Annotated in this window: 15 protein-coding genes; 10 read left to right on the plus strand and 5 right to left on the minus strand. The window is 37.7% G+C overall.

Going from position 1 to position 22,094, the window contains the following annotated elements:
- Positions 1 to 49 precede the first annotated feature (49 nt).
- On the minus strand, positions 50 to 1,462 hold the full coding sequence (locus HHU12_RS15210; RefSeq protein WP_169657603.1) for a DUF4919 domain-containing protein: 1,413 nt from the start codon (positions 1,460 to 1,462) through the stop codon (positions 50 to 52).
- A gap of 548 nt (positions 1,463 to 2,010) precedes the next feature.
- Here HHU12_RS15210 and HHU12_RS15215 point away from each other — a divergent pair.
- From HHU12_RS15215 to rocD, 10 genes are all read left to right on the plus strand, one after another.
- Entirely contained in the window at positions 2,011 to 3,927 is a 1,917-nt protein-coding gene (locus HHU12_RS15215) for a cyanophycinase (protein ID WP_169657604.1), read from the plus strand.
- A gap of 21 nt (positions 3,928 to 3,948) precedes the next feature.
- On the plus strand, positions 3,949 to 6,915 hold the full coding sequence (locus tag HHU12_RS15220) for a SusC/RagA family TonB-linked outer membrane protein (protein ID WP_169657605.1): 2,967 nt from the start codon (positions 3,949 to 3,951) through the stop codon (positions 6,913 to 6,915).
- An 11-nt stretch (positions 6,916 to 6,926) separates the two neighbouring features.
- Positions 6,927 to 8,306 (plus strand): RagB/SusD family nutrient uptake outer membrane protein, encoded by a 1,380-nt coding sequence (locus HHU12_RS15225; protein ID WP_169657606.1) that lies wholly within the window; start codon positions 6,927 to 6,929, stop codon positions 8,304 to 8,306.
- Between the two features lie 164 nt (positions 8,307 to 8,470).
- Positions 8,471 to 9,703, plus strand: a complete 1,233-nt coding sequence (locus tag HHU12_RS15230; RefSeq protein WP_169657607.1) for a PKD domain-containing protein — start codon at positions 8,471 to 8,473, stop codon at positions 9,701 to 9,703.
- A gap of 402 nt (positions 9,704 to 10,105) precedes the next feature.
- Positions 10,106 to 11,635, plus strand: coding sequence for a C39 family peptidase (locus HHU12_RS15235; RefSeq protein WP_169657608.1), 1,530 nt, complete (start codon positions 10,106 to 10,108; stop codon positions 11,633 to 11,635).
- A 327-nt stretch (positions 11,636 to 11,962) separates the two neighbouring features.
- The gene (locus tag HHU12_RS15240; RefSeq protein ID WP_169657609.1) at positions 11,963 to 12,751 is read left to right on the plus strand and encodes a cyanophycinase; all 789 of its coding nucleotides are present in this window, start codon (positions 11,963 to 11,965) and stop codon (positions 12,749 to 12,751) included.
- Between the two features lie 5 nt (positions 12,752 to 12,756).
- A complete protein-coding gene (locus HHU12_RS15245) occupies positions 12,757 to 13,686 on the plus strand; it encodes an isoaspartyl peptidase/L-asparaginase family protein (protein ID WP_169657610.1) in 930 nt (309 codons plus the stop codon).
- A gap of 14 nt (positions 13,687 to 13,700) precedes the next feature.
- Positions 13,701 to 15,077 carry a YfcC family protein gene (locus HHU12_RS15250; RefSeq protein ID WP_169657611.1) on the plus strand — a complete coding sequence of 459 codons (1,377 nt, stop codon included), beginning with the start codon at positions 13,701 to 13,703 and terminating at the stop codon, positions 15,075 to 15,077.
- A gap of 373 nt (positions 15,078 to 15,450) precedes the next feature.
- Positions 15,451 to 17,541, plus strand: a complete 2,091-nt coding sequence (locus HHU12_RS15255; RefSeq protein ID WP_169657612.1) for a GEVED domain-containing protein — start codon at positions 15,451 to 15,453, stop codon at positions 17,539 to 17,541.
- A 4-nt stretch (positions 17,542 to 17,545) separates the two neighbouring features.
- Positions 17,546 to 18,796, plus strand: a complete 1,251-nt coding sequence (gene rocD, locus HHU12_RS15260) for an ornithine--oxo-acid transaminase (protein ID WP_240970978.1) — start codon at positions 17,546 to 17,548, stop codon at positions 18,794 to 18,796.
- Positions 18,797 to 19,002: 206 nt separating this feature from the next.
- Here rocD and HHU12_RS15265 read toward each other — a convergent pair whose 3' ends face one another.
- The 4 genes from HHU12_RS15265 to HHU12_RS15280 form a co-directional block, all read right to left on the minus strand.
- The gene (locus HHU12_RS15265; protein WP_169657614.1) at positions 19,003 to 19,845 is read right to left on the minus strand and encodes an oxidoreductase; all 843 of its coding nucleotides are present in this window, start codon (positions 19,843 to 19,845) and stop codon (positions 19,003 to 19,005) included.
- A gap of 353 nt (positions 19,846 to 20,198) precedes the next feature.
- A complete protein-coding gene (locus HHU12_RS15270) occupies positions 20,199 to 20,786 on the minus strand; it encodes a Crp/Fnr family transcriptional regulator (RefSeq protein WP_169657615.1) in 588 nt (195 codons plus the stop codon).
- Positions 20,787 to 20,799: 13 nt separating this feature from the next.
- Positions 20,800 to 21,474, minus strand: coding sequence for a CatB-related O-acetyltransferase (locus HHU12_RS15275; protein ID WP_169657616.1), 675 nt, complete (start codon positions 21,472 to 21,474; stop codon positions 20,800 to 20,802).
- 197 nt (positions 21,475 to 21,671) lie between these two features.
- On the minus strand, positions 21,672 to 21,926 hold the full coding sequence (locus tag HHU12_RS15280) for a CBU_0592 family membrane protein (RefSeq protein ID WP_169657617.1): 255 nt from the start codon (positions 21,924 to 21,926) through the stop codon (positions 21,672 to 21,674).
- Positions 21,927 to 22,094 lie beyond the last annotated feature (168 nt).

Here is a 22,094-nt window from a genome sequence, read left to right on the forward strand (position 1 = left end):
TTATACAACTGACAGGAAGGGTAAAGCCCTAAAAGGCAAGTAACTGCCTCTACTTATTCTTACGCTTCTTCTTCTTTTTCTTTCCTTTTTTATCTGTTTCCGTAAATGAGGCATGCAGATTTTCCATTGGGATATCAATATTGAAATACACATCTTTCTCCTCACCGTCATTATAAGCGGTTGTCAGGATATCATAGCTATGTTCATCTTTATGTACTAAAGCTTGACTCGACGAATTTAATCCCATATAATAAATTACTTCATACTCATCAGAAGCAGATACCACAAGGTAGGCTGATTCGAATTCGGTACCATTACCTGTGGCTATAATACCTTCTAAAATACCAAAGTAAACCGCATAGTACTTTCTGAACTCAGTTATATTGCCTAATGCAAAATGTGCACTACATACTTTGAACAACTCTGAAATTTTCAATGGCACCGTATTGAAAATCTCATCATCATGCTTCACCAATTCTTTAAAATTCTCCTCTTTCCAATACTTTTCTATATTAGGGTTAGAGGCAGTAAAGTAAGGAGAAAAGCCTTTTTTGTGCTTTTGAGAAAGATAAAAACGTAAATAATCTTCTAAAGAAAGGATCTCTCCTGCTTTCACCCTCTTGAGGTATTGATTGTAATCCTCTTCCGTAATTCCAGCTAAAACTTCTTTCAGATTACTGTTGTTGTAATCCACGAACTTGTTTTGGTAGTCAATCTTACAAATCTTTTTGGGATCTGTTTTCTTGAGCATAACCGATTCTATATACAATTTGTTCAAGTCAAAATCAGTAGAATCAATTTCAAATGCTTCCTCACATGCTTTGATTACTTTATCATAATTACCTACTGCACTTTCTAAGGCACCTTCAAGGACATAGAAACTAATATCATCGGTTTCCAAAGCTTTACCTTTTGCTATAAAGGCTTGAGATTTACTGTAATCTTCCTCATAAAAGTACTCTTGTGCTAGCGTGTAAATTGCATAAAGATTGGTAGAATCAAGTGCATAAGCCTTATCATACAGGTATTTGACACTGTCTTCTTTACCTTGACCTCTAAGTGTATACCCCAGCCTTAAATAAGCATCCGAATCTGTGCTGTCTAGTGTAATATACTTTCTGAAGAAAATTTCAGCACTGTCCATTTTATTTTGTCGCTCATAACCATTGGCTAGATTGAAATAAGCATTTTTGAAAAGAGAATCCATCTCAATTGTCTTCTGATAGGATTCCATAGACAATTTCGGTTGCCTAGCATAGTGGTAACAGCTTCCTCTCAAGAAATACAATCTAGCACTTACAGAATCCATCGCAATCAAGCTGTCAAGTATACCCAGTGCTTCGGTATATTTCTTTTCGTCTCTCAGATCAGATACCTTGTCCAGTTCAAGCGTCAAATTCTGAGCAAAAGATAGGGTGGCAATAAAGCTATTCAAAATGAAGAGTAACGTGTATTTTTTCATATAAAGTTTAGTTTAGCTCTTTTGATAAGAGACCATTATAGTAATGTACTGTTTGCTTTAACAGATTATTTTTTAAGTTAAATCAACATTTTATGAATTACTAATTAAATAACAACAACACTCTTAATATTAGAATTATTTAAGTATGGAATTCTCATTGTGGTAAGAAAATGAAATTATTCCCAACAAATTATAATATGGAATTATCCGCCTACTCTATTCATTTACAATACCATACCGCTCATAAAAATGAATACATATTCAAAAACCTGCGTTTTAACAGAATAAAAATTAGATTTTAACAAGAAGTTATAAAAATTTAAAGGGGAGCTTGTTTCGTTAAATTTTATTTACTTAATTGCGATAAGCAACAGAGAAAATGAAATTATTTTTAATAAACATATCGCCAAAATGTTTGCCTTGTAAAGACCTCGGACTACAAGGATTACAGCCCATATTTAATTGCTGATTCATACCCCCTATCTCATTTTTTTAGATTTCATATTTTTTATAATCTCTCGTTTTTATCCTATTTCATAATTTGATTCATGAGACAGTATTACTATCTAATGCTTGCTGTCCTTGTCTCTTCTATATTTAATTCATCGTTATTCGCACAAGACATTCCACTTTTATTAGTTGGGGGTGGTAGTGAGATAAAAGGAGGATGGTCTGATGAACCGTATCAATGGTTTGTAGATCAATCTGAAAACAAAAAAGTAGCAATTATCTCTTATGCAGAAGTCGATGATGACTGGCTGAAAAATTACTTTCTTGCTTTAGGAGCTGAAGAAGTCAAGGACTTTAAAATTGATCGAACAAACGCCAATAATGCTGATTTAATCAGTGAATTAAGGGGTTATACAGCCTTCTTCTTTAAAGGAGGCGATCAAAATAAATATTACTCTTATTATAAAAACTCTAGCTTTCATCAATTATTAGAAGATAAAATTACAGATGGAGTAGTGCTTGGCGGTACATCTGCTGGCATGGCAATTCTTGCTTCTATTGTTTATACAGCCGAAAGAGGGAGCCTTTATCCTGAAGACGGCTTCAATAACATGGATGCCAAATATTTCACGTTCCAAAATGACTTCCTTAATGTATTACCTAATACTTTAGTAGATACTCATTTTGCTGAACGAGGTCGGTTGACTAGGCTTATGAGTATGTTAGCGTATTGGAATATTCACAATTCCAACGATAATCCTATAGGTATTGGTGTTGATGATAGAACTGCACTTTGTATCGACAAAACTAAAGTGAGTACTGTATATGGTACGGGAGCAGTGTCTTTTATAACACTCAACTCAACGCATAACATCGCTCCTTCATCACCTTTACAGCTCAAGAACAATCAGATTACAAGCTGTATTCATGGGCAACAATACAACCTTACGAATCAGTTGAAATTGAGTGCTGACAGTATTTCAAAATTGAACAATTCCAAGATACATCAGAATAAAGTATCATTGATCAACGGTGGGGAATTTGAGGATTATCTTCAAAATTCTTCCAAAAAAACAATGGTTATCTATGATCAAACAACTTCAATTGAAAATACTTGGGGAGAAAATGTTACGCTACTCAACTTAAAAGACCTCCCTACATCCCAGCTTGAAGATTTCAAAAAAACACTACAAGAAAAAGAAGAATTTCTATTACTCCCTTTTGGAAGTCAATACATCACTGACTTTTACGATGAAAATTCAATCTTGAATTGGGTATTGAATCAGATGAAAAGCAGTACAACGCAAGTATATGTTTTTGATGAGGCTATTCCATTCGCAGGAGCTATATATGCTTCAAATCTCTATGCTAATGCATCAGCCGCTTACAACGGTAACTTGAGTTACAAAGAAGGGTTAGGTCTTATAGAGAAAATGTTGATTGTCAATGATATTTTCAAAGAGAGTGATTATAGTGAGAATTTGCTTGGAGTTTTACAGGAAGGATTGATGACACAAGACCTTCAGTGGACAGTAGGAATCACTGAAAAGTCAGTCACTACTTTTCAAGTGAAAGAAAAGCAATGGGAAGTAGATTACAGTGGTGAAAGCTCTTCCATTGTATTCGAAAATCAATCTGACCACTACAGTTTAGCCAACAGCAAACGTGCAATAGTCGGTTATCCTTCTATCACGTCGCATGTTATTTTCAACAATACAACGCTCTTAAAAGAAGTTTCATTTGAGGAGTACAAACCAACATTCAATTCAATTATTATCAATGATTTAAAAGAGACGAACGGTATTCACTTCCAATGGAAAAATGATCAGTTGATCTTTCAAGATTTGGGTGATCGGAAAATTCAACTCATCGACTTTCAAGGAAGACTGCAAAATGAATTCATTAGTTCTGCTCAGTTTATTGATTTACCAATTCAGTCTAATATTCCAATGATTATCAGAGCCATTGATCTCAATTCTGGTGCTCAAAAAACATTGAAAATCAAAAGAAACTAAAGACACCCAAGTACAATTATTATGAAACATATTCGACTAATTTTTACTGCTATTCTAGTATTTAGCATAAGCTTAGCCTATTCCCAAGATTTTAAAATTGAAGGGGAAGTTATAGGTGAAGCTGACGGGTTACCGATTCCTGGCGTAACTGTTTTTATCAAAGGAACTACTCATGGTACGGTTACAAACCTGCATGGCAAATACTCTTTGTTGGTTACAGCACAAGACAAAGGTAAACTGCTCGTCTTTAATCATATTGGAATGGTCAACCAAGAGCATACAATTGGTGATCAGACAACACTCAACATCAGTATGGTGTCAGAATTAGAGGAATTGGAAGAAGTGACTGTGGTGGGTTATTCATCAACAAGTAAAAAGTTGCTTTCTTCTTCTTTGCAATCCGTGGACAGTGAAACTTTAAAAGATCTCCCAGTGGCTACTTTAGATGCTGCATTGGCGGGCCAAGCTTCTGGTGTTCAGATCAACTCCAATTCAGGAACTCCGGGTAGTGCGCTTTCCGTTCGTGTTCGTGGCGTAGGTTCTGTCAATGCGGCCAATCAACCGCTTTATGTGATTGACGGTATTCCTGTGATTACAGAAAACAGTTCACAAGTGAGTTTCAGTGGTCAAACGATCAGTGCTTTATCGGATTTATCTCCTTCGGATATTGAATCCATTACAGTGCTGAAAGATGGTGCAGGCGCGGCTATTTATGGTTCGAGAGCGGCCAATGGTGTGGTTTTGATCAACACCAAAAGAGGAGCTACAGGCAAAACAAAGATCTCATTTAATGCTTATGGAGGTATTCAGCAAGTATATAAAAGATTGGATTTACTAAACAAACAACAGTGGTTTGAATATAAAAATGATCAGCTAGGGATTGAGAAATACACGCAAGAGTATATTGATAACTTTCCGCATGATACGGATTGGCAAAATGAAATTTACAGAGATGCACCTATCGCTTCTTATGACCTTTCTTTGCAGGGTGGAAATGAAAAAACGAGCTTCTACTTATCGGGAAGTTATTTTGATCAGCAAGGTGTAATTAAAGGCAGTGGATATGACAGAACAAACTTAAGAGCCAACATTGACCATCACTTCTCTGAAAGAGTGAAAGTGGGAACGAGCTTGCAATTTGGAATGTCGGAGAACAACAGAATTGAAGGTGATCAATCACTCAACGCTCCCCTTCCCAATGCTTTATCATTACCGGCCATTTACCCTGTGTACAATGAGGACGGCACTTATAATGAAGACGGTCCGTATGCAAACCCTGTCGCTATTGGTAATGAAGCCATCAATAAAGCTTACACTTATAGAGGGTTAGGCAATGCTTACTTAGATGTAGCCATTATGAATGATCTGACTTTCCGCACACAGGTTGGTTTTGATTATTATAACCTTAGAGAACACAGCTATGATCCAGTAACCACACGCCAAGGAGCATCTTACAATGGTTTGGGTTTTAGTGCCAATAATACTTCCATCAACACTACCGTCAATGCAACTTTACAATATGTAAAATCAATCAACAATCACCGCTTTGATGTATTGGCAGGTTTTAGTTCTGAAAGCTATGAAAATAGAAGTAATTACATCAGAGCTCAAAACTTTTCTAGACCTGAATTTGAATACATTACTTCCGCTTCAGAAATCATTGAAGCCGACAGTTACGGTTTGGACCGAGGCTTGAATTCATTTTTCGCGAAAGCCAACTACAGTTATGCCAACAAGTATATTTTTGCTTTCAGCGTACGTAGAGATGGTTCGTCGAAATTCGGCACAAATAATAGATACGGTACTTTCCCGTCTGCTTCTGTGGCTTGGAGAATGATTGAAGAAAACTTTATGAAAAGTTCAAGTCTGTTTTCAGATTTTAAAGTCAGAGGTAGTTATGGTCTGACGGGTAATGATGCCATTGGTGATTTCAGATACCAAGCACTTTACAGTTCAGGAGCCGATTACAACGGTCAGCCTGGCATTGCTCCTTCACAATTACCGAATGAAGATTTGAAATGGGAGACCGTGAAACAAGCTAACTTCGGTCTTGATTTAGGTTTCTGGGGTAACCGTCTTACTTTGACCACAGACATTTATCAGAAAACGACAACAGACATGTTGTTATCAAGACCGCTACCTCCAACTACTGGCTTCTCTTCCGTTATCTCTAATATTGGAGAAATGAGAAACACAGGTATTGAAGTATTGTTGGGTTATGAGATTTTCAGAAAACAAGATTTCACTTGGAAAGCCTCTTTGAATGTTTCGACTTACAGAAATGAGGTTTTGAAACTTTACAATGGACAGCCTATTGACAACATCGGCAGAGGAAATAACAGAATCGAAGAGGGTGAGCCGATCAGTATTTTTTATGGCTATAAAGCACTTGGGGTTGATTCTTCTACAGGTGATATGGTCTTTAAAGATGTGAATGGTGACGGTGAAATCACTGCAGAAGACAGAACAAAAATTGGCAATCCTCACCCTGATTTCTTTGGTGGATTTACCAATACATTAAATTATAAAAACTTTGATTTGAATATCTTCTTCCAGTATTCTGTAGGCAATGATATTTACAATGGTACAAGAGTTTATTTGGAATCGATGAAAGGAGAGGACAACCAAACCACTGCCATTTTGAACAGATGGAGAGCACCAGGTGATGTGACGGATATTCCAAGAGCCACCGCCAATGATCCCAACAATAACAACAGAGCTTCAAGCCGTTTTGTTGAAGATGGATCTTACCTCCGCTTAAAAAATGTAACATTGGGTTATACCCTTCCGAAAAAGATTACTCGTAAAGCATTTATTGACCGCATGAGAGTTTACGTTTCGGGTCAAAACTTATTCACCATCACCAATTATTCTGGTATGGACCCAGAGGTAAATTATGCGGGTGACGATGGTGTAAGAATGGGTACTGATTTCTTCACTTACCCGAATGCAAGAGTTTACACAGCTGGTTTAAATGTATCATTCTAATGTAATCAATCATGAAAAAATTAAAACATATATCAAGCATTTTACTGGCAGCCCTTCTGATTGGATGTGAGAGTAATTTAGATGTAAAACCAGTCGCTTCCATTGATGCTAATGAGGCCATTACCGATGCCAACGGTTTGAATTCTGCACTCATGGGTCTTTACAATGAATTTCAATCGGACAGCTATTACGGAAGGGATTTATACATTCTGAATGAATTATCTGCCAATGATGGCCAAAGAACGGGTACCTCTCTGGATTATCAGCAATTTGAAAACCATTCTATTTTAAGTGACAATGCCAGCATTGAAAGCTTTTGGTCGAGTGCTTATGGAGCGGTAAATACAGCCAACAACATCATTGAAAGAGGAGAAGGAATTGTGATGGATGAAGCTCAGAAGAACAACGTCATTGGTGAAGCTTATTTTATGAGAGCTTTGGCCCATTTTGATTTGTTGAAAAACTTCGGAGGAGTGCCATACAAATCCATTTCGACGCAAGGCATCACCGGCGACATCAACCCTGCCCGATTATCCAAAGAGGAAGTTTACACTTTGATTCTTCAAGACTTAGCTACGGCGAAAGAGAAAATCACCATTGAAAAAGGGAATTTCTTTGTGAGCAATACGGCTGTTGATGCTTTGATGGCAAGAGTGGAACTTTATTATGGCAGTGAATTGCTTCGTAATAATGAAGATGGAAAGTCACACTTCCAAAAAGCATTAGACTTGACCACTTCAGTAGTAGATAATTCTAAGTATGAATTAGAAGAGGAGTTTGGAACCATCTTTACTTCCAAAGAAAATAATGAAGTAATCTTTCAGTTGAATTACTCTTCACAAGACAGAAACAGAATGTCTTATTACCTTTCGCCAACTTCCTTGGGTGGTCGTGGTGAGGTGAGTTACACCAATGGTTTAGTCAATTCTTATAAAAAAGACGATGCACGCTCCGCTTTTATTTTCCAAGACTTCCCTACTTTGGACGGCAACGGGACAAGCAAAAGAGTAGCAAAATACCAAGACACAGCCAATGGAGCTGATCCTATCGTTATCCTCCGATTAGCAGAAATGTATTTGATACAAGCAGAGTGCCATTATAGAATTGATGGACTTGGTGGAGCCACTGCAATTCTTGAAGCTTTGAATGCGGTAAGAGACCGTGCCATCACTCCTTTAACAAGTTTGGGCAGTGATCCCATTAAAACGATTTTGGATGAAAGAAGATGGGAATTGTGCTTTGAAGGGCACCGATGGAATGATTTGGTAAGAACCGACAGAGCGTCTTCTACTTTAGGAATTTCGGTAAATGCTACATTGTACCCTATTCCTCTCAAAGAAATTCAGACGAATACGAGTATATCACAGAAGGATCAAAATCCTGGGTACTAGAAGCAAACAATAACTAAAATCCTACCTGTGATTCATTTTGCAGGGTGGAGAGTTATTGCCTAAAAAGCCATTTTACGATGGTGAAAAATAAAAAATCAAACATGGGCTGACCTAAAAAAACAGCCTCCAACAGCATATCTTTTAATTATTTTATTTAACGAACTATGAAAACTTTTTCTAACTTATTCTTAAGGTTTTTAGTAACCTTACTACCGCTTTCATTTATAGTATTAACGAGCTGTACAGAAGACGAAGAACCACCTGCATTGGCAAGTGTTGTGGCTAAATTTGATTATGAATTATCGAATGAAGGTATCGCTCCATCCACAGTCACATTTACTAATAAATCAATTGCCGCTACATCTTACGTTTGGGATTTCGGTGTAGACAGTGAAACATCAACAGATGAAAATCCTGAATTCACTTACGAGGAGTTCGGTACTTTTGATGTTACTTTAATTGCGAGAGCAGATGATGAGAGAGCAGACACAACAACTCAGACCATTGTTATCAAAGATCCTCTAGGCGGTAAAAAACCAACGCTTTACTATACTGATAGAGCAACAGGACAAGTGCATATGATCATTTTGGATGATGAGGCCACAACTCCAGTTATCCAGACTTTCGGTGAAAATCACACAAAGCCTTATGGAATCGTAGCAGACTTGGACAATGAAAACCTTTATGTGATTGATCAAGCAGACGAGTTATTATATCAATACAATGCGTTGGTGAATGGAGAGAAATCAGTTTTATTAAACGTGGCGGACCTTGGTGACAAGGAACATATGATGTACTACCCTGCTGGTGTAAAAGTAATTGAAGGACGATTGTATTGGGGTGCTGATGGAGGTATTTACACATCGGCTCTTGACGGCACAGACTTGAAAGCTTTTGTTGAATTCTCAACGAATACTGGTGCTTTGGAAGGTTCATTGCCTTTGGGAATTTCATATGATGCAGAAAATCAAGTAATCTACTTCGCGAATGATGCTTATGATTTCAGTGGCGGTATATACAAAGTGAACTTAGACGGTACAGGTTTAGAAGAAATTATCAGTGGTGTGGATGCAGGTGACATCTCTTATTTAGATGGTAAATTATATTATTTTGATTATGCCACTTCTAAAGGTACAATCTATGACATTGCATCAGAGTCAACAACAGAGTTTGTAGATTATCCTTCAAGATTTGTTTGGGGTACAATTGCGGATCCTATCACAGAAAGAGTATACTGGACAGATAGAGGAAGCAATGACGATGGAACTGATGGCAAAATCATGTCGGCAAATCTTGACGGAACAGACATCAAAGTAGTGCTAGATATTGAGGACGCTCCTGTGGTTGGAGATGCTAAAACCTTAAGACCTTATGCATTAGCATTGGGCTTATATTAGACGGTTAGCTTAGCTAAATTTTAGGTGAATTACACTCCCCCTTTTAGTTTGAGAGGGGGAGTTAAAAAGAAAATTATATGAAATAAATTATAGTTAATTCTAATTTATTTTTTGTGAGTACAATGCTAAAAAACGTATTGAAAGTTTTTTGAAGGAAGTAATCGCAAAATAATAAATAGAATTAGTATTAGATAATTTTGAATTTGTACTTATTACAACTGATATACAATAATAATGAGTCATAAAAAGTGCACGTATATTGCTTTCGCTCGGTTTACTTATTGTTTATAAATATAAATTGTAACACACTAAAAGATGGAAGAATAAATTGTTAATTTTATTATGAACTTCTATCCTACTACATCTATTTAAATACAAAAGCTAAATACAATTATTACTATTATGAAAAAAGTAACACACTTTTTATTGCTACTTGCACTTGTCTGTATTACAGCATGTAGCGTAAAAGAACAACTTCAACCAGAAGATGAAAGCACTATCGAAGAAAGTAACAAAAGACAAGCCGTCTCAAAAACAATCTACGGCACTTCCAATTCAGACTTCATTGAGGGAACTTCATTGTCAGAAGAAATCTTAGCGTATGCTGCTGATGACCAAGTATATGCCAATGCAGGTGATGATGTCATCTATGGAGGCAAAGGAAACGACTTTTTACAGGGCAATAGTGGTTCTGATATTATTAGAGGTGACCGCGGTCTTGACAAGCTCTACGGAGGCACAGGTAACGATGACCTTTATGGAGGAAAAGACAATGATGACCTACATGGAGAAGATGGTAATGACCACCTCTATGGAGATAAAGGCAATGACATGCTTTATGGAGGACTTGGAAATGACAATTATTACTATGCACTTTATGGCGGATATGACGTCATAAGCGATGATGGAGGAAGTGACCTCCTCTTTCTCGAAGGGATAAGTGCTAATCAAGTAGCAGTAAGTTATAGTGGTTCTGACGTGGTACTCAATGTACCAAGTGGCAGAATCACCATTAAAAACAGTAGCGTTGAGGGCGTCTATGCTAATGGTCAATCTGTAGGAATTGGTGGAAACTCTCCTACACCTTCTATTGGACAGTTTTACTATTCGTCTGCTCCTTTGGAAGTCAATACAAATGAAGAAATAGTAGTCAATCTCTTAGAGAGTAGCAACACTTCGATCAGCAGAAGTTATGCTGTTGAAGTAGTAGTGCAACGTAGTTCGGGGAGTTGGGTTATAGCTAGTGGCAATATGAGCATTAATGCAGGCAGTACACAAACTAGTCGTACTTTCACCTCACAGTTAAATCAAACAGGACAAATTTACACTACTATAAAAGTGTATAATGCCAATAAGACTAAACTGCTTGCCATCCGTCAAGGTACTTACCCGGATAACATCGGTGGTGGTAGTAACTATATCACAGGTGTACCTTACTACTGGCAATTGGATAACAGTGTTTATCCTTACTCATCTTGTCAAAATACAGCCATAGCCATGGTGATCAACTACTATGGAGGAAATACAACTCCTGATCAGATCACCAATTATTATGGCAAAAACCAGGCACAGACGGTACCCGGTTTCCAATCTGTATTTAACTCTGAAGCGGCTTATGCAGGTCTTAATGTTCGAGATGCAGGGACACAGTATGGTTCTTTATCACAATTGAACCGCTTACTTTCTGAAGGAAAACCTGTAATGGCACATGGCTACACCACAAGCTATGGACACTTAGTGGTCTTTTTAGGGTTTGACGGAACTTATTATTATGTGAATGATCCATATGGAGCTTGGGATGGCGGATATGGAAGTTCAGGTTATTACAAAACGCGAACTGCAGGTAAAGCTGTAAAGTACCATAAAGATGATGTACGAGCGGCATTTGCCCCTGATGGATACGTATGGTTACATGAAATTTACTTCATGTAATTAAAATGAACCATACAGTAGTAGGCTAGAAAAGTATTTTTTAATAAGTACTAAATCAAAAATAAATCATAGTTAATTCTAATTTATTTTTTGTGAGTACAATGCTAAAAAACGTATTAAAAGTTTTTTGAAGGAAGTAATCGCAAAACAATAAATAGAATTCGTATGAGATAATTTTGAATTTGTACTTAAGAGCCAGTTGACGTTAATTATTTCGTCACCACTCTTTTACAAAACAATAAATTAACATCTCCCTCTCCCATAGCTGGAGAGGGAGTCTTAAAAAAGTCAGCAATTTTGAAAAAGATCAGATTAATATTGCCCTTTATGATACTCTTTGCCACATCAGTTGTGGCTCAGGGAAAATTATTCATCATTGGTGGAGGAAAAAGACCTCCTGCCCTAATCCAACGATTAGCTGAAGAGGCCAATTTGAAGGAAGGGTATGGTATCGTGCTTGCCATGTCGAGTATAGAACCTGATACTTCTAGCTTTTATGGGATAAAACAATTCAAGGAGCTAGGATTCACAAATGTTCAGTCAATGTTTTATACACACGAGAACATGCCTTCTTCCTCTGCGTTAGATTCTTTGAAAGGTGCAAAATTAATTTATATCACTGGTGGTGATCAGAACCGGTTTATGAAGAGAATTGAAGGAACTGGAATCTATGAAGCCATTCATTCTTGCTATGAAAACGGGGGAATGATTGCCGGAACAAGTGCAGGCGCTGCGGTAATGAGTCATGTGATGATCACAGGAGATGAGAAGAATTATCCTGAATACGACGATACCGGCAGAACCATAGAAAGTAATAATCTTATTTACAGTAAAGGTCTTGGCATGCTCAAAAATGTGATCATTGACCAGCACTTTATACAAAGAAGTAGATACAACCGCCTATTTTCTTCGGTGATTGAACATCCTGAATTAAAAGGAATTGGAATAGACGAATCAACGGCAATTTTAGTAGAGAACAATACAGCGGAAGTAGTGGGTGAAAGTCAGGTAATACTTGTAGAAAAACCCCAACATATAAACACAGACAAAACAAAAATCAGTACGCGAAAGATGAATGTAAGTATTCTTCGCAGTGGTGATAAAATAAAACTATAAGAACTATGAAAAAGAAATTTGCCCTAGCCATTCATGGAGGTGCCGGAACACTATTACCTTCAGAAATTACACCTGAAAAAGCAGATGAAATACAGGAAGCATTACAACATGCGCTTTATGAAGGCAAAAAATGTTTGATGGATGGAGGCACTGCTGTTGATGCCGTTGAAATTGCAGTGACCGCTTTAGAGGATTGCCCGTTATTCAATGCAGGTAAAGGGGCCGTAATGGCACATGATGGCAGTTTTGAAATGGAAGCTTCTATTATGTCGGGTCAAACATTAGAAGCCGGTGCTGTGGCAGGTATCCGCGGTATTAAAAACCCTATTCGTTTAGCCAAGAAAATCCATGATGATATGAACTTTGTATTTATGCATGGAGAAGGGGCTTTGAAATTTGCTAGAAGACATCAACTGCAAGAAGTAAAAGATGAATATTTCTTTACGCAATCACGATACAAACAATGGCTGATGGCCAAAGAGACCAATCAAATGTTGGTGGATCATGATGGAGAAAGAAAATTCGGAACGGTGGGTGCCGTGGCATTGGATCATGAAGGAAATCTTGCGGCAGCAACTTCTACTGGCGGATTGGTCAATAAAAAATACGGCAGACTAGGCGACAGTTCTGTGATTGGTTCAGGTACTTATGCCAACAATGAAAGTTGTGCCGTTTCTTGTACGGGTTACGGAGAGTTTTTCCTAAAGGCAACGGTGGCTAGAGATATCGCCGCTTATATGGAAATGGGACAGCTTTCGTTAAAAGAAGCATCTGATAAAGTGGTGCATGATAAGCTAGTGAAAATGGAAGGTGAAGGTGGAATTATTGCCGTTGATCATGAAGGGAATATTGAGCTTTCATTCAACTCTGAAGGGATGTACAGAGGTTGGACTTCATCAGAAGAACAGAAACTCAACGTTGCTATTTTTAAATAGATAATCAAAATAAAATGGTCAAGAAGCTACCGGACACACTGGTCATCACCTCATGTATTCTGCTCTTTTTTATTGGTCTCACATGGGTAATCTCAGCAGGAGAATATCAAAGGGAAGTTGTAGATGGAAGGAATATTTTAATTCCAGATACTTATCATTTAGTAGAGGCTCAACCTCAGTCGATCACTTCTTTTTTCATTGCCCCAATTGAAGGTTTTATTGCGGCAGCTGAAATCATTGCTTTTATTTTTATTGTTGGAGGAGCCTTCGGTATGCTGACCACCACCAAAGCAATTGATGCCGGATTACAAAAATTAGTAGCATGGAGCAATAAGAAATCATCTTATAAAAAGGTCATGATTCCGTTTGTGATTATATGCTTTTCTGTTGCGGGGGCCACTTTTGGAATGTCTGAGGAAGTGCTCATTTTTATACTCATTACGCTTCCTATGGCACAAGCTTTGAAACTCGATCCTATTGTTGGGATTGCGATCCCTTTTGTGGGAGCAGGTGTAGGTTTTGCAGGGGCTATCAGTAATCCGTTTACCATTGGCATTGCACAGGGGATTGCAGAAATTCCTCTTTTCAGTGGTTGGGAATATAGAATCTTCATTTGGGGAATTTTCACTTTGATAGGTGTATTATATATAATGCATTACATTTCAAAAATAGAAAGCAATCCTCATAAAAGCGTTCTCAACACTTCTACTGATACTACTGAGAAACAGCAACCTGAAGTCATTGATTTCACCTTTAAAAGAAGCCTTGTTTTAATGCTTTTCCTCTTCGGTATCTGTACGCTCGTGATAGGCGTGGCTCAATACCAATGGTATATGGTGGAAATTGGTGCTTTGTTCTTTGTGATTGGGTTCCTCAGCTGTATTATTTGTGGAATTCATGCCAATGCAATGAGCGACAGCTTCATTAAAGGTGCCAAAGAAATGATGACCGCCGCCATGGTCATTGCTTCTTGCAAAGGAATTTTGATTGTAGCCACAGAGGGAAAGATTATTGACACTGTATTGTTTTCCATTTCAAACCTTATGAACGGCTTACCAAAATACGCAGCTGCTGAAGCAATGTTCTTGTTTCAAAGTGCATTGAATACAGTATTGCCATCTGGATCAGGACAAGCCGCATTGACAATGCCTATCACAGCTCCACTAAGTGACTTGTTGGGTATTTCAAGACAAGTAGCTGTATTAGCGTTCCAATTTGGCGATGGTCTCACCAACCTTATCATCCCAACTAGCGGTGTCACCATGGGTGTGCTTTCCATTGCTAAAATTCCGTATGAAGTTTGGCTGAAATGGATGTCACCTCTCTTAGGTATTTTAATGCTGACAGCAGGCGTACTTCTTATTCTTCCGCTTTACATTAATCTTTTATAAACTCATCCACTATTCATAAAATATTCAACCAACTATTCACAATTTTAAGGTTATTAGTGTTAAGAGTTAAGAATTAAGGGGGAAGAAAAATGGTTCGTGTTATGGTCCAGTGGACATTGCAATGCAACATCCCTACAACGTTCGCCGAACCCTTATAAAAACTTCTTTACGAGCCCTTTTTTCTACATTCATCATTCTTAATTTTTCATTCAAATTGTCCTAATACTTAAAAGAAAACCTTTTTCCAAAAGACATTCTTGGGGTGGAATTCTACTGTCTCAACACTCAATTACAAGAAGCATGCTTCTCGTATTCACAGTAGAGGATACTCCTTGAATGTCTATTATAATTCACTCCATAAATTATAACTATTATGAAAAGTAACTATTACAATGTAAAAGGATTTGCATTCATTGCTATTTTATTTTTAAACGTGCTCAACACTTTCGCACAAGGCTATAACTTCTCTTTAGAAGGAGGCACATGGAACGGGCATGGCAACATTTCTCCTAATGGGGGAACTATGCTTGTAGGCGGTGCCGAAGTAGGTGGAGATGGTGAGGTCAATGCCACACAGTGGTTTGTAGACCAAGCAGATGGAGGCGACTACTTGGTACTAAGAACTGATGCTGTGGGAGGTCAGGCTTCATGGGTATGGAGTAATTTCAGCAATTCCATCAGCGCCGCTGCGGAGCTTTCCATCACCACCAAAAACGGTGCAAACAACGCCACTGTGGCCCAGTATATCAGAGACGCTGAAGCGGTTTTTATTGCTGGCGGTGATCAAAGAGAGTACATGGACCTTTGGAAGGGAACAGCCGTTGAAGATGCTCTTAATTATCTTATCAATGTCAAAAATGTGCCAATTGGTGGTACTTCGGCAGGTATGGCCATTATGGGAGGTGCTTATTATGCTCCTGAAACTTCAGGGATTTTAAGCTCTGAAATACTGAACAACCCTTATCACCCTTACACAAGCAACTCTTTATTTTATAATGATTTTATCAACAACCCTGTTCTTACCAACGTTATCACTGACACACATTTAGACCGAACACACGGCACTAATAATGAAAACCGATACGGAAGAGCATTTGGATTACTGGCTAGAACAGTTGCTGACAATAATGCAACTGCTCGATATGCGATTGCTTGTGATGAAGCTACGTTTGTGTGTATTGATGTCAATGGAATGGCAAAAGTATTTGGTGACGGCGGACAGACGCAATACCCTACAAAGGCTTATTTTATGGTGGTCAACTGTGCTGTTCCTGAAACTATCACATCAGGGCAATCTCTTGTTTGGAATAATAACAACGCCGCTGTAAAAGCTTATGTGATACAAGGATCTACCAATGGGAATGGCAATTCCTTTAGCCTTACGGATTGGACGACCGCATCAGGTGGTGGATGGCTAGATATGTATACTAGCAATGGTTACAACGGTTTCAATTACATCAATGGAAGTGGTGCAAGCATCGGTGCTACAGCTCCAAATTGTGATGGAGGAACGACCCCTCCTATATGCGACATCCCTACGGTTGCTATAGGCACTACCACCGCTTCAAGCATCGCAGTTTCTTGGAATAATACAGGCGCCTCTTCCTATCAATTAAGACATAGAGTCACTGGCACTTCCTCATGGACAACAATGACAGTGAACACGACCAACTATTCTATCCAAGGTTTAACTTCTTCCACTTCTTATGACATCAGAGTGAGAAGCGTTTGCGGAACGGAGCAAAGCAACTACTCTCCTATTCAAACGGCTTCTACTACAGGAAATATCAGCTATTGCAGTTCTTATGGCAACTCTACCCGCTACGAATTTATTGATGAAGTAGGTATTGATGGTGTATATAATTTTTCGGGTAATGATAACGGTTACGGCAATAACACCTCCGTCACTTTCAACTTAACCAAAGGAAATACTCATACACTTTTTGTGGATCCTAATACTTCTGACCGAGAACGTTTTGTGATCTGGATTGATTACAATCAAGATGGTATTTTCGATACAAATACGGAGGAAATCGCTTATAAATCAACAAGGCGTTCGTTTACAAGTAACTTCACCGTTCCTACTTCTGCATTAAGTGGCATTACTAGAATGAGGGTGAGCATGCAATACGCCAATGATGGCTACCCTAACCCTTGTGATGTCATCAGCTACGGGGAGGTGGAAGATTACACGGTTTCAATTAGTGGAGGTTCTTCACAGCGAACACAAAACTTCACAACACTAGCCCCAAATAACGCACTCTATCCAAACCCAACTGAAGGGATTATTTCTATCCATTCTAATGCTGAAAACATAGCACTAAAAGTGGTAGATATGCTTGGAAATACATTAATAAAAGTACAGACAAACAGCGTTGATCTTTCTTCACTGAATGCTGGAATTTACATGATTCAAGTAGAAGAAGATGGCGTGAAATCAATACATAAAGTCATTAAGAAATAAAATTATGATAAAAGAAATGGGAACTTCTACACAGGAAGCAATCGATTTAGAGAAAAAATATGGAGCCAACAACTACGCCCCCTTACCTGTGGTTTTGGAACGTGGTGAAGGTGTTTATGTTTGGGATGTAGAAGGTAAAAAATATTTTGATTTTCTCTCTGCTTACAGCGCCGTCAATCAAGGTCATGTGCATCCGAGAATCTTAAATACAATGACAAAACAGGCTTCTAAATTGACATTAACTTCCAGGGCTTTTTATTCTGATCAATTGGGAAAAGCGGAAGAAATGCTCTGTCAACTCTTTGGTTATGAAAGAGCGATTCTCATGAATACAGGTGCTGAAGGAAATGAAACAGCCATTAAATTGGCAAGGAAGTGGGGTTATGAGCAAAAAGGGATTCCTCAAAATGAAGCGATCATTGTTGGAGTAGAAAAGAACTTCCATGGAAGAACTACCACTATTATTTCTGCTTCTACTGACCCTGTCGCTACCACCAATTTTGGTCCATTTATGCCCGGTTTTGAAATTGTACCTTACAACAATTTAGAGGCTTTGGAAAACGTTTTACAAAACCCAAATGTAGCCGGTTTGTGGATGGAACCTATACAAGGGGAAGCAGGTGTTTACCTTCCGGATAATGGTTATTTGAAGAAAGCACAAGCACTTTGCAAGAAATACAACGTGCTGTTTATGGTAGATGAAGTACAAACCGGAGTGGGAAGAACAGGAAAGTTATTGGCGTCTGATTATGAAGAAATCAAACCTGATATGATCATTTTGGGAAAAGCCATTTCAGGTGGTTTTTATCCCGTTTCAGCAGTGTTGACATCCTCTGAAGTAATGGATGTTTTCCAACCCGGCCAACATGGTTCTACGTATGGTGGAAACCCATTGGCGTGTGCTGTGATAATGGAAGCTTTACAAGTGTTGCAAGATGAAAGGTTGACAGAAAACGCATTCCGACTGGGTAATATTTTCAGAGCAAGAATGCAGGAATTATGCAAGCAAACGGAATTGTTAGTGGGAGTACGAGGTAGAGGTTTGCTTAATGCACTTATTGTCAATGACACTGAAGAAAGCAGTACAGCCACTCAAATCTGTTATGAATTGATGCACAATGGCCTGCTGGCAAAACCCACACATGGTAATATCATCCGTTTTGCTCCTCCTCTAGTCATCAATGAACATCAACTGAATAAGTGTTTAGATATTATTGAAGCTACAATAAAGAAATTTGAATTGGTTGTGAGCTAAAAACGATAATTGTGGTTATTTACAAGAACCTAGAAAGTTATTCAAGCACCAGACATTTGTTTGGTGCTTGTTTTTTTGATAATTCCTAACATGTACAGACCATACATGCTAGCTTGTACAATTTGTAAGTCCTAGCACATACACACCGTACATGCTACCTTGTACAATGTGTTGGTCTCAGCACTCACTAATTTCACGATGTTTTTTTATGAAAAAACAGTCTCAGAAGCCACTTTTTCATGTTGTTCTAAATCTGCTTTCACACTCTCCAGCTTCATATTAATCGTCATCAATGCCGTTTTTCCCAAAGGCATTCGAAGAGAAGGATTATCTGCATTTACTAAATCAATAATGGCTTGGGAAGCTTTCATTGGATCACCCTCCTGTTTTCCATCTACTCCTTTCAATTTTGCCTTAAAAGCACCTGACGTTTCAGCATATTCATCAATGGTCTTTTGAGCGATTTGTAATCCTTTCCCTGCAAAATTAGTTCTGAAAGGACCTGGTTCTACTATAGACACTTTAATACCAAGCGGTTTCACTTCTTGTGCTAACGCCTCACTAAATCCTTCTAATGCAAACTTACTCGCATTATAAACTCCAAAACCCGCGAATGCTTTGATACCTCCATGAGAGGAAATTTGAAGAATATGACCTTGTTTTGCTTCACGCATAAATGGTAAAACAGCTTGAGTGAGATGCAATGTTCCAAAGAAGTTGGCTTCAAAAACTGCTCTTACTTCTTCTAATGAAGCTTCCTCTATTGCTCCAACATATCCCACACCTGCATTGTTAACCAATACATTAATTCTTCCATAATTATTGAAAATAGAATGCACCGCCTCGGTTACTTTATCGGTCTCTGTAATATCGAGTGTAATACCGAAAGCTTTTCCTTTGTATTCTTGATTGAATTGTTCTGTTTGGGTTTTATTTCTGAAGGTTCCAATGACAAAATCTCCTGATGCAATGACCGTTTCCGCTAGAGCTTTTCCTAATCCACTTGAAATGCCTGTAATCATCCAAATTCTCTTATTCGTAGTTTCCATTTTTATTTTTTGGTTTGATGAAAATTGATTAGGACTAGAGCAAGAGAAATACAACGAAATGACGTGCACCATGACTAGAAGTCATGGGCTTTTGGGAAGCTATTACTCTTTTTGACCTTCATTATAAACTTGATATATTCAGGTGATTTATAATCTCTCACATCCACGTGAATATTGATAAGCCAAATGATATAATCAAGAGTTTATAAACTGAGATGTCTTCCCAAAAGCCCATAATTTCAATTATGGGTCTACGAAACATCTGTTTTCTTTTGCCCTAATACTTACTACAAAAATGGTGGATTCACTTCCCATCAAAAATGAACTAGAACAGGAAATTATCTTGAACTAGTTCAAGATTTATCCGCCAAGCGTTTTCTAATCTTACTTAAAAACTCGGCAGACATGCCTAAATAAGAAGCTAAAGCATATTGGGGTACTCTTTTTACAATACTGGGGTAAAGCGTTTGAAATTCAATGTATCTTGCCTCTGCAGTTTTTCCTAAGTTGGATAGTACTCTCTTTTGAGCATAAGCAAAGGATTTTTGTGCGACCAATCTGAAAAAGCGTTCAAATTTGGGGTTTCGGTCACACAAAGCCTCTACATCTTTGTAAGCAATTTGATGAATCACCGCATCTTCTAATGCTTCTACAAAAAGAGATGCGGGTTCTTGATGAATATAACTGTTGAAATCGCTGATAAACCAATCTTCAATGGCAAACTGAATGGTGTGATCCACTCCTTCGCCACTCACAAAATAACTTCTAAAAGCTCCTTTCTGAACGTAGGTTTGATGTTCACAGACAAAATTAGGTTGTACAATAAATTGTCTCTTTTTCACTTTGGAAGTTTTGATGATGCTTACAAAATCTTGTTCATCTTCCTCAGAGAGGGCAACATAACGTTTGATGTTTTGGAGTATGTTTTGGTAATCAGTCAATTTCTGAAATTTATTATGATGTTTTTATCAATCCTTTTTTTGTGGCATAAAAGAGCAAATCCTCTACCGTTCCTTTCACTAAGATTTCAACGGCCTCATCCAAATATACTCTATCCCAATTCCACCATTTCAAACCTTTTAATAAATGAATTTCATCTTTGGTATATCGATAGCGAATCACTTTTGCAGGATTTCCACCCATTACCGCATAATCTGGAACATCTGATGTCACTGTGGAATTACTACCAATAATAGCACCATCACCTATTTTCACATTGGGCATGATAGTAGCACCGTAGCCAATCCAGACGTCATTGCCTACTTCAATATCTTTGTATTTTTTAAATGGATATTCGCCTATCGGCAATTTATCCGACCACTCTTTACCGAAAACTGCAAATGGAAAAGTAGAAACACCTTTAGTAGAGTGATTGGCATCTGCCATAATAAACTTCACTCCATGAGCTAAAGCACAGAATTTCCCTATTTTCAGCTGAGTGCCTGACATTCCAAAATTATACATCACATTCTTTTCCAAGAACTTTGTTGGGTCATCAAAATCACTGTAATAAGAATAATCTCCTACGATGACATTTTTGACATCACTTTCTTCCACTAACACTTTTAAAGAAACAGTATTCTTAAATTCTTCAATGGGATAAAGGGTATTAAAATTTACTTTGTTCATATTTGTTGTATTTATAATTGATAAGTACTAAGCCAAAAATTAATGATAATTAATTCTTAATTATTTTTTGTGAGTACAACGCTAAAAAACGTATGAATAGTGGTTCTATTTAAAGTTTTTTGAAGGTAGTAATCAGAAAAAATAATATGAATTAGTGTTATTTATTTTTGTCTAAGTACTTATTAGTACTTAGGTTTTTACACTTTTCCTTCTTCCTGATTTTTCTCTTTCCGAACCAAAGATAAAAGAGAAACAAAAGCCCAAACGCCTTCTAAGACAATAAAAGGAACATAATTCACCAGTACTGAGGCAAGGCAAGCAAGAGAAGCACCAAAGAGATTTAATAATTTATAAGCAATACTTCCTCTATCTAACTTTCCTGTAACATTTAAAGTGTAGGCTAATAGTATTTGAAATACTCCTAATGAGCCAATCCAATCTATTTCATTCATATCTTATTATTTTAATTGATGACATTCAATATCGTCTATTTCAGCTAATAAGACACAATAATTCATTACTCTTTTCGGCTCTGAAGTAAAGTCATTTGGTGATGGCTATTTTAGGTTGATCTAGCTACATCCGTTACTAAAATTACCACATTTATAGTAATGTTTTTC

This window comes from Flammeovirga aprica JL-4 (assembly GCF_012844305.1).
In the GTDB taxonomy this organism is placed as follows: Bacteria; Bacteroidota; Bacteroidia; order Cytophagales; family Flammeovirgaceae; genus Flammeovirga; species Flammeovirga aprica.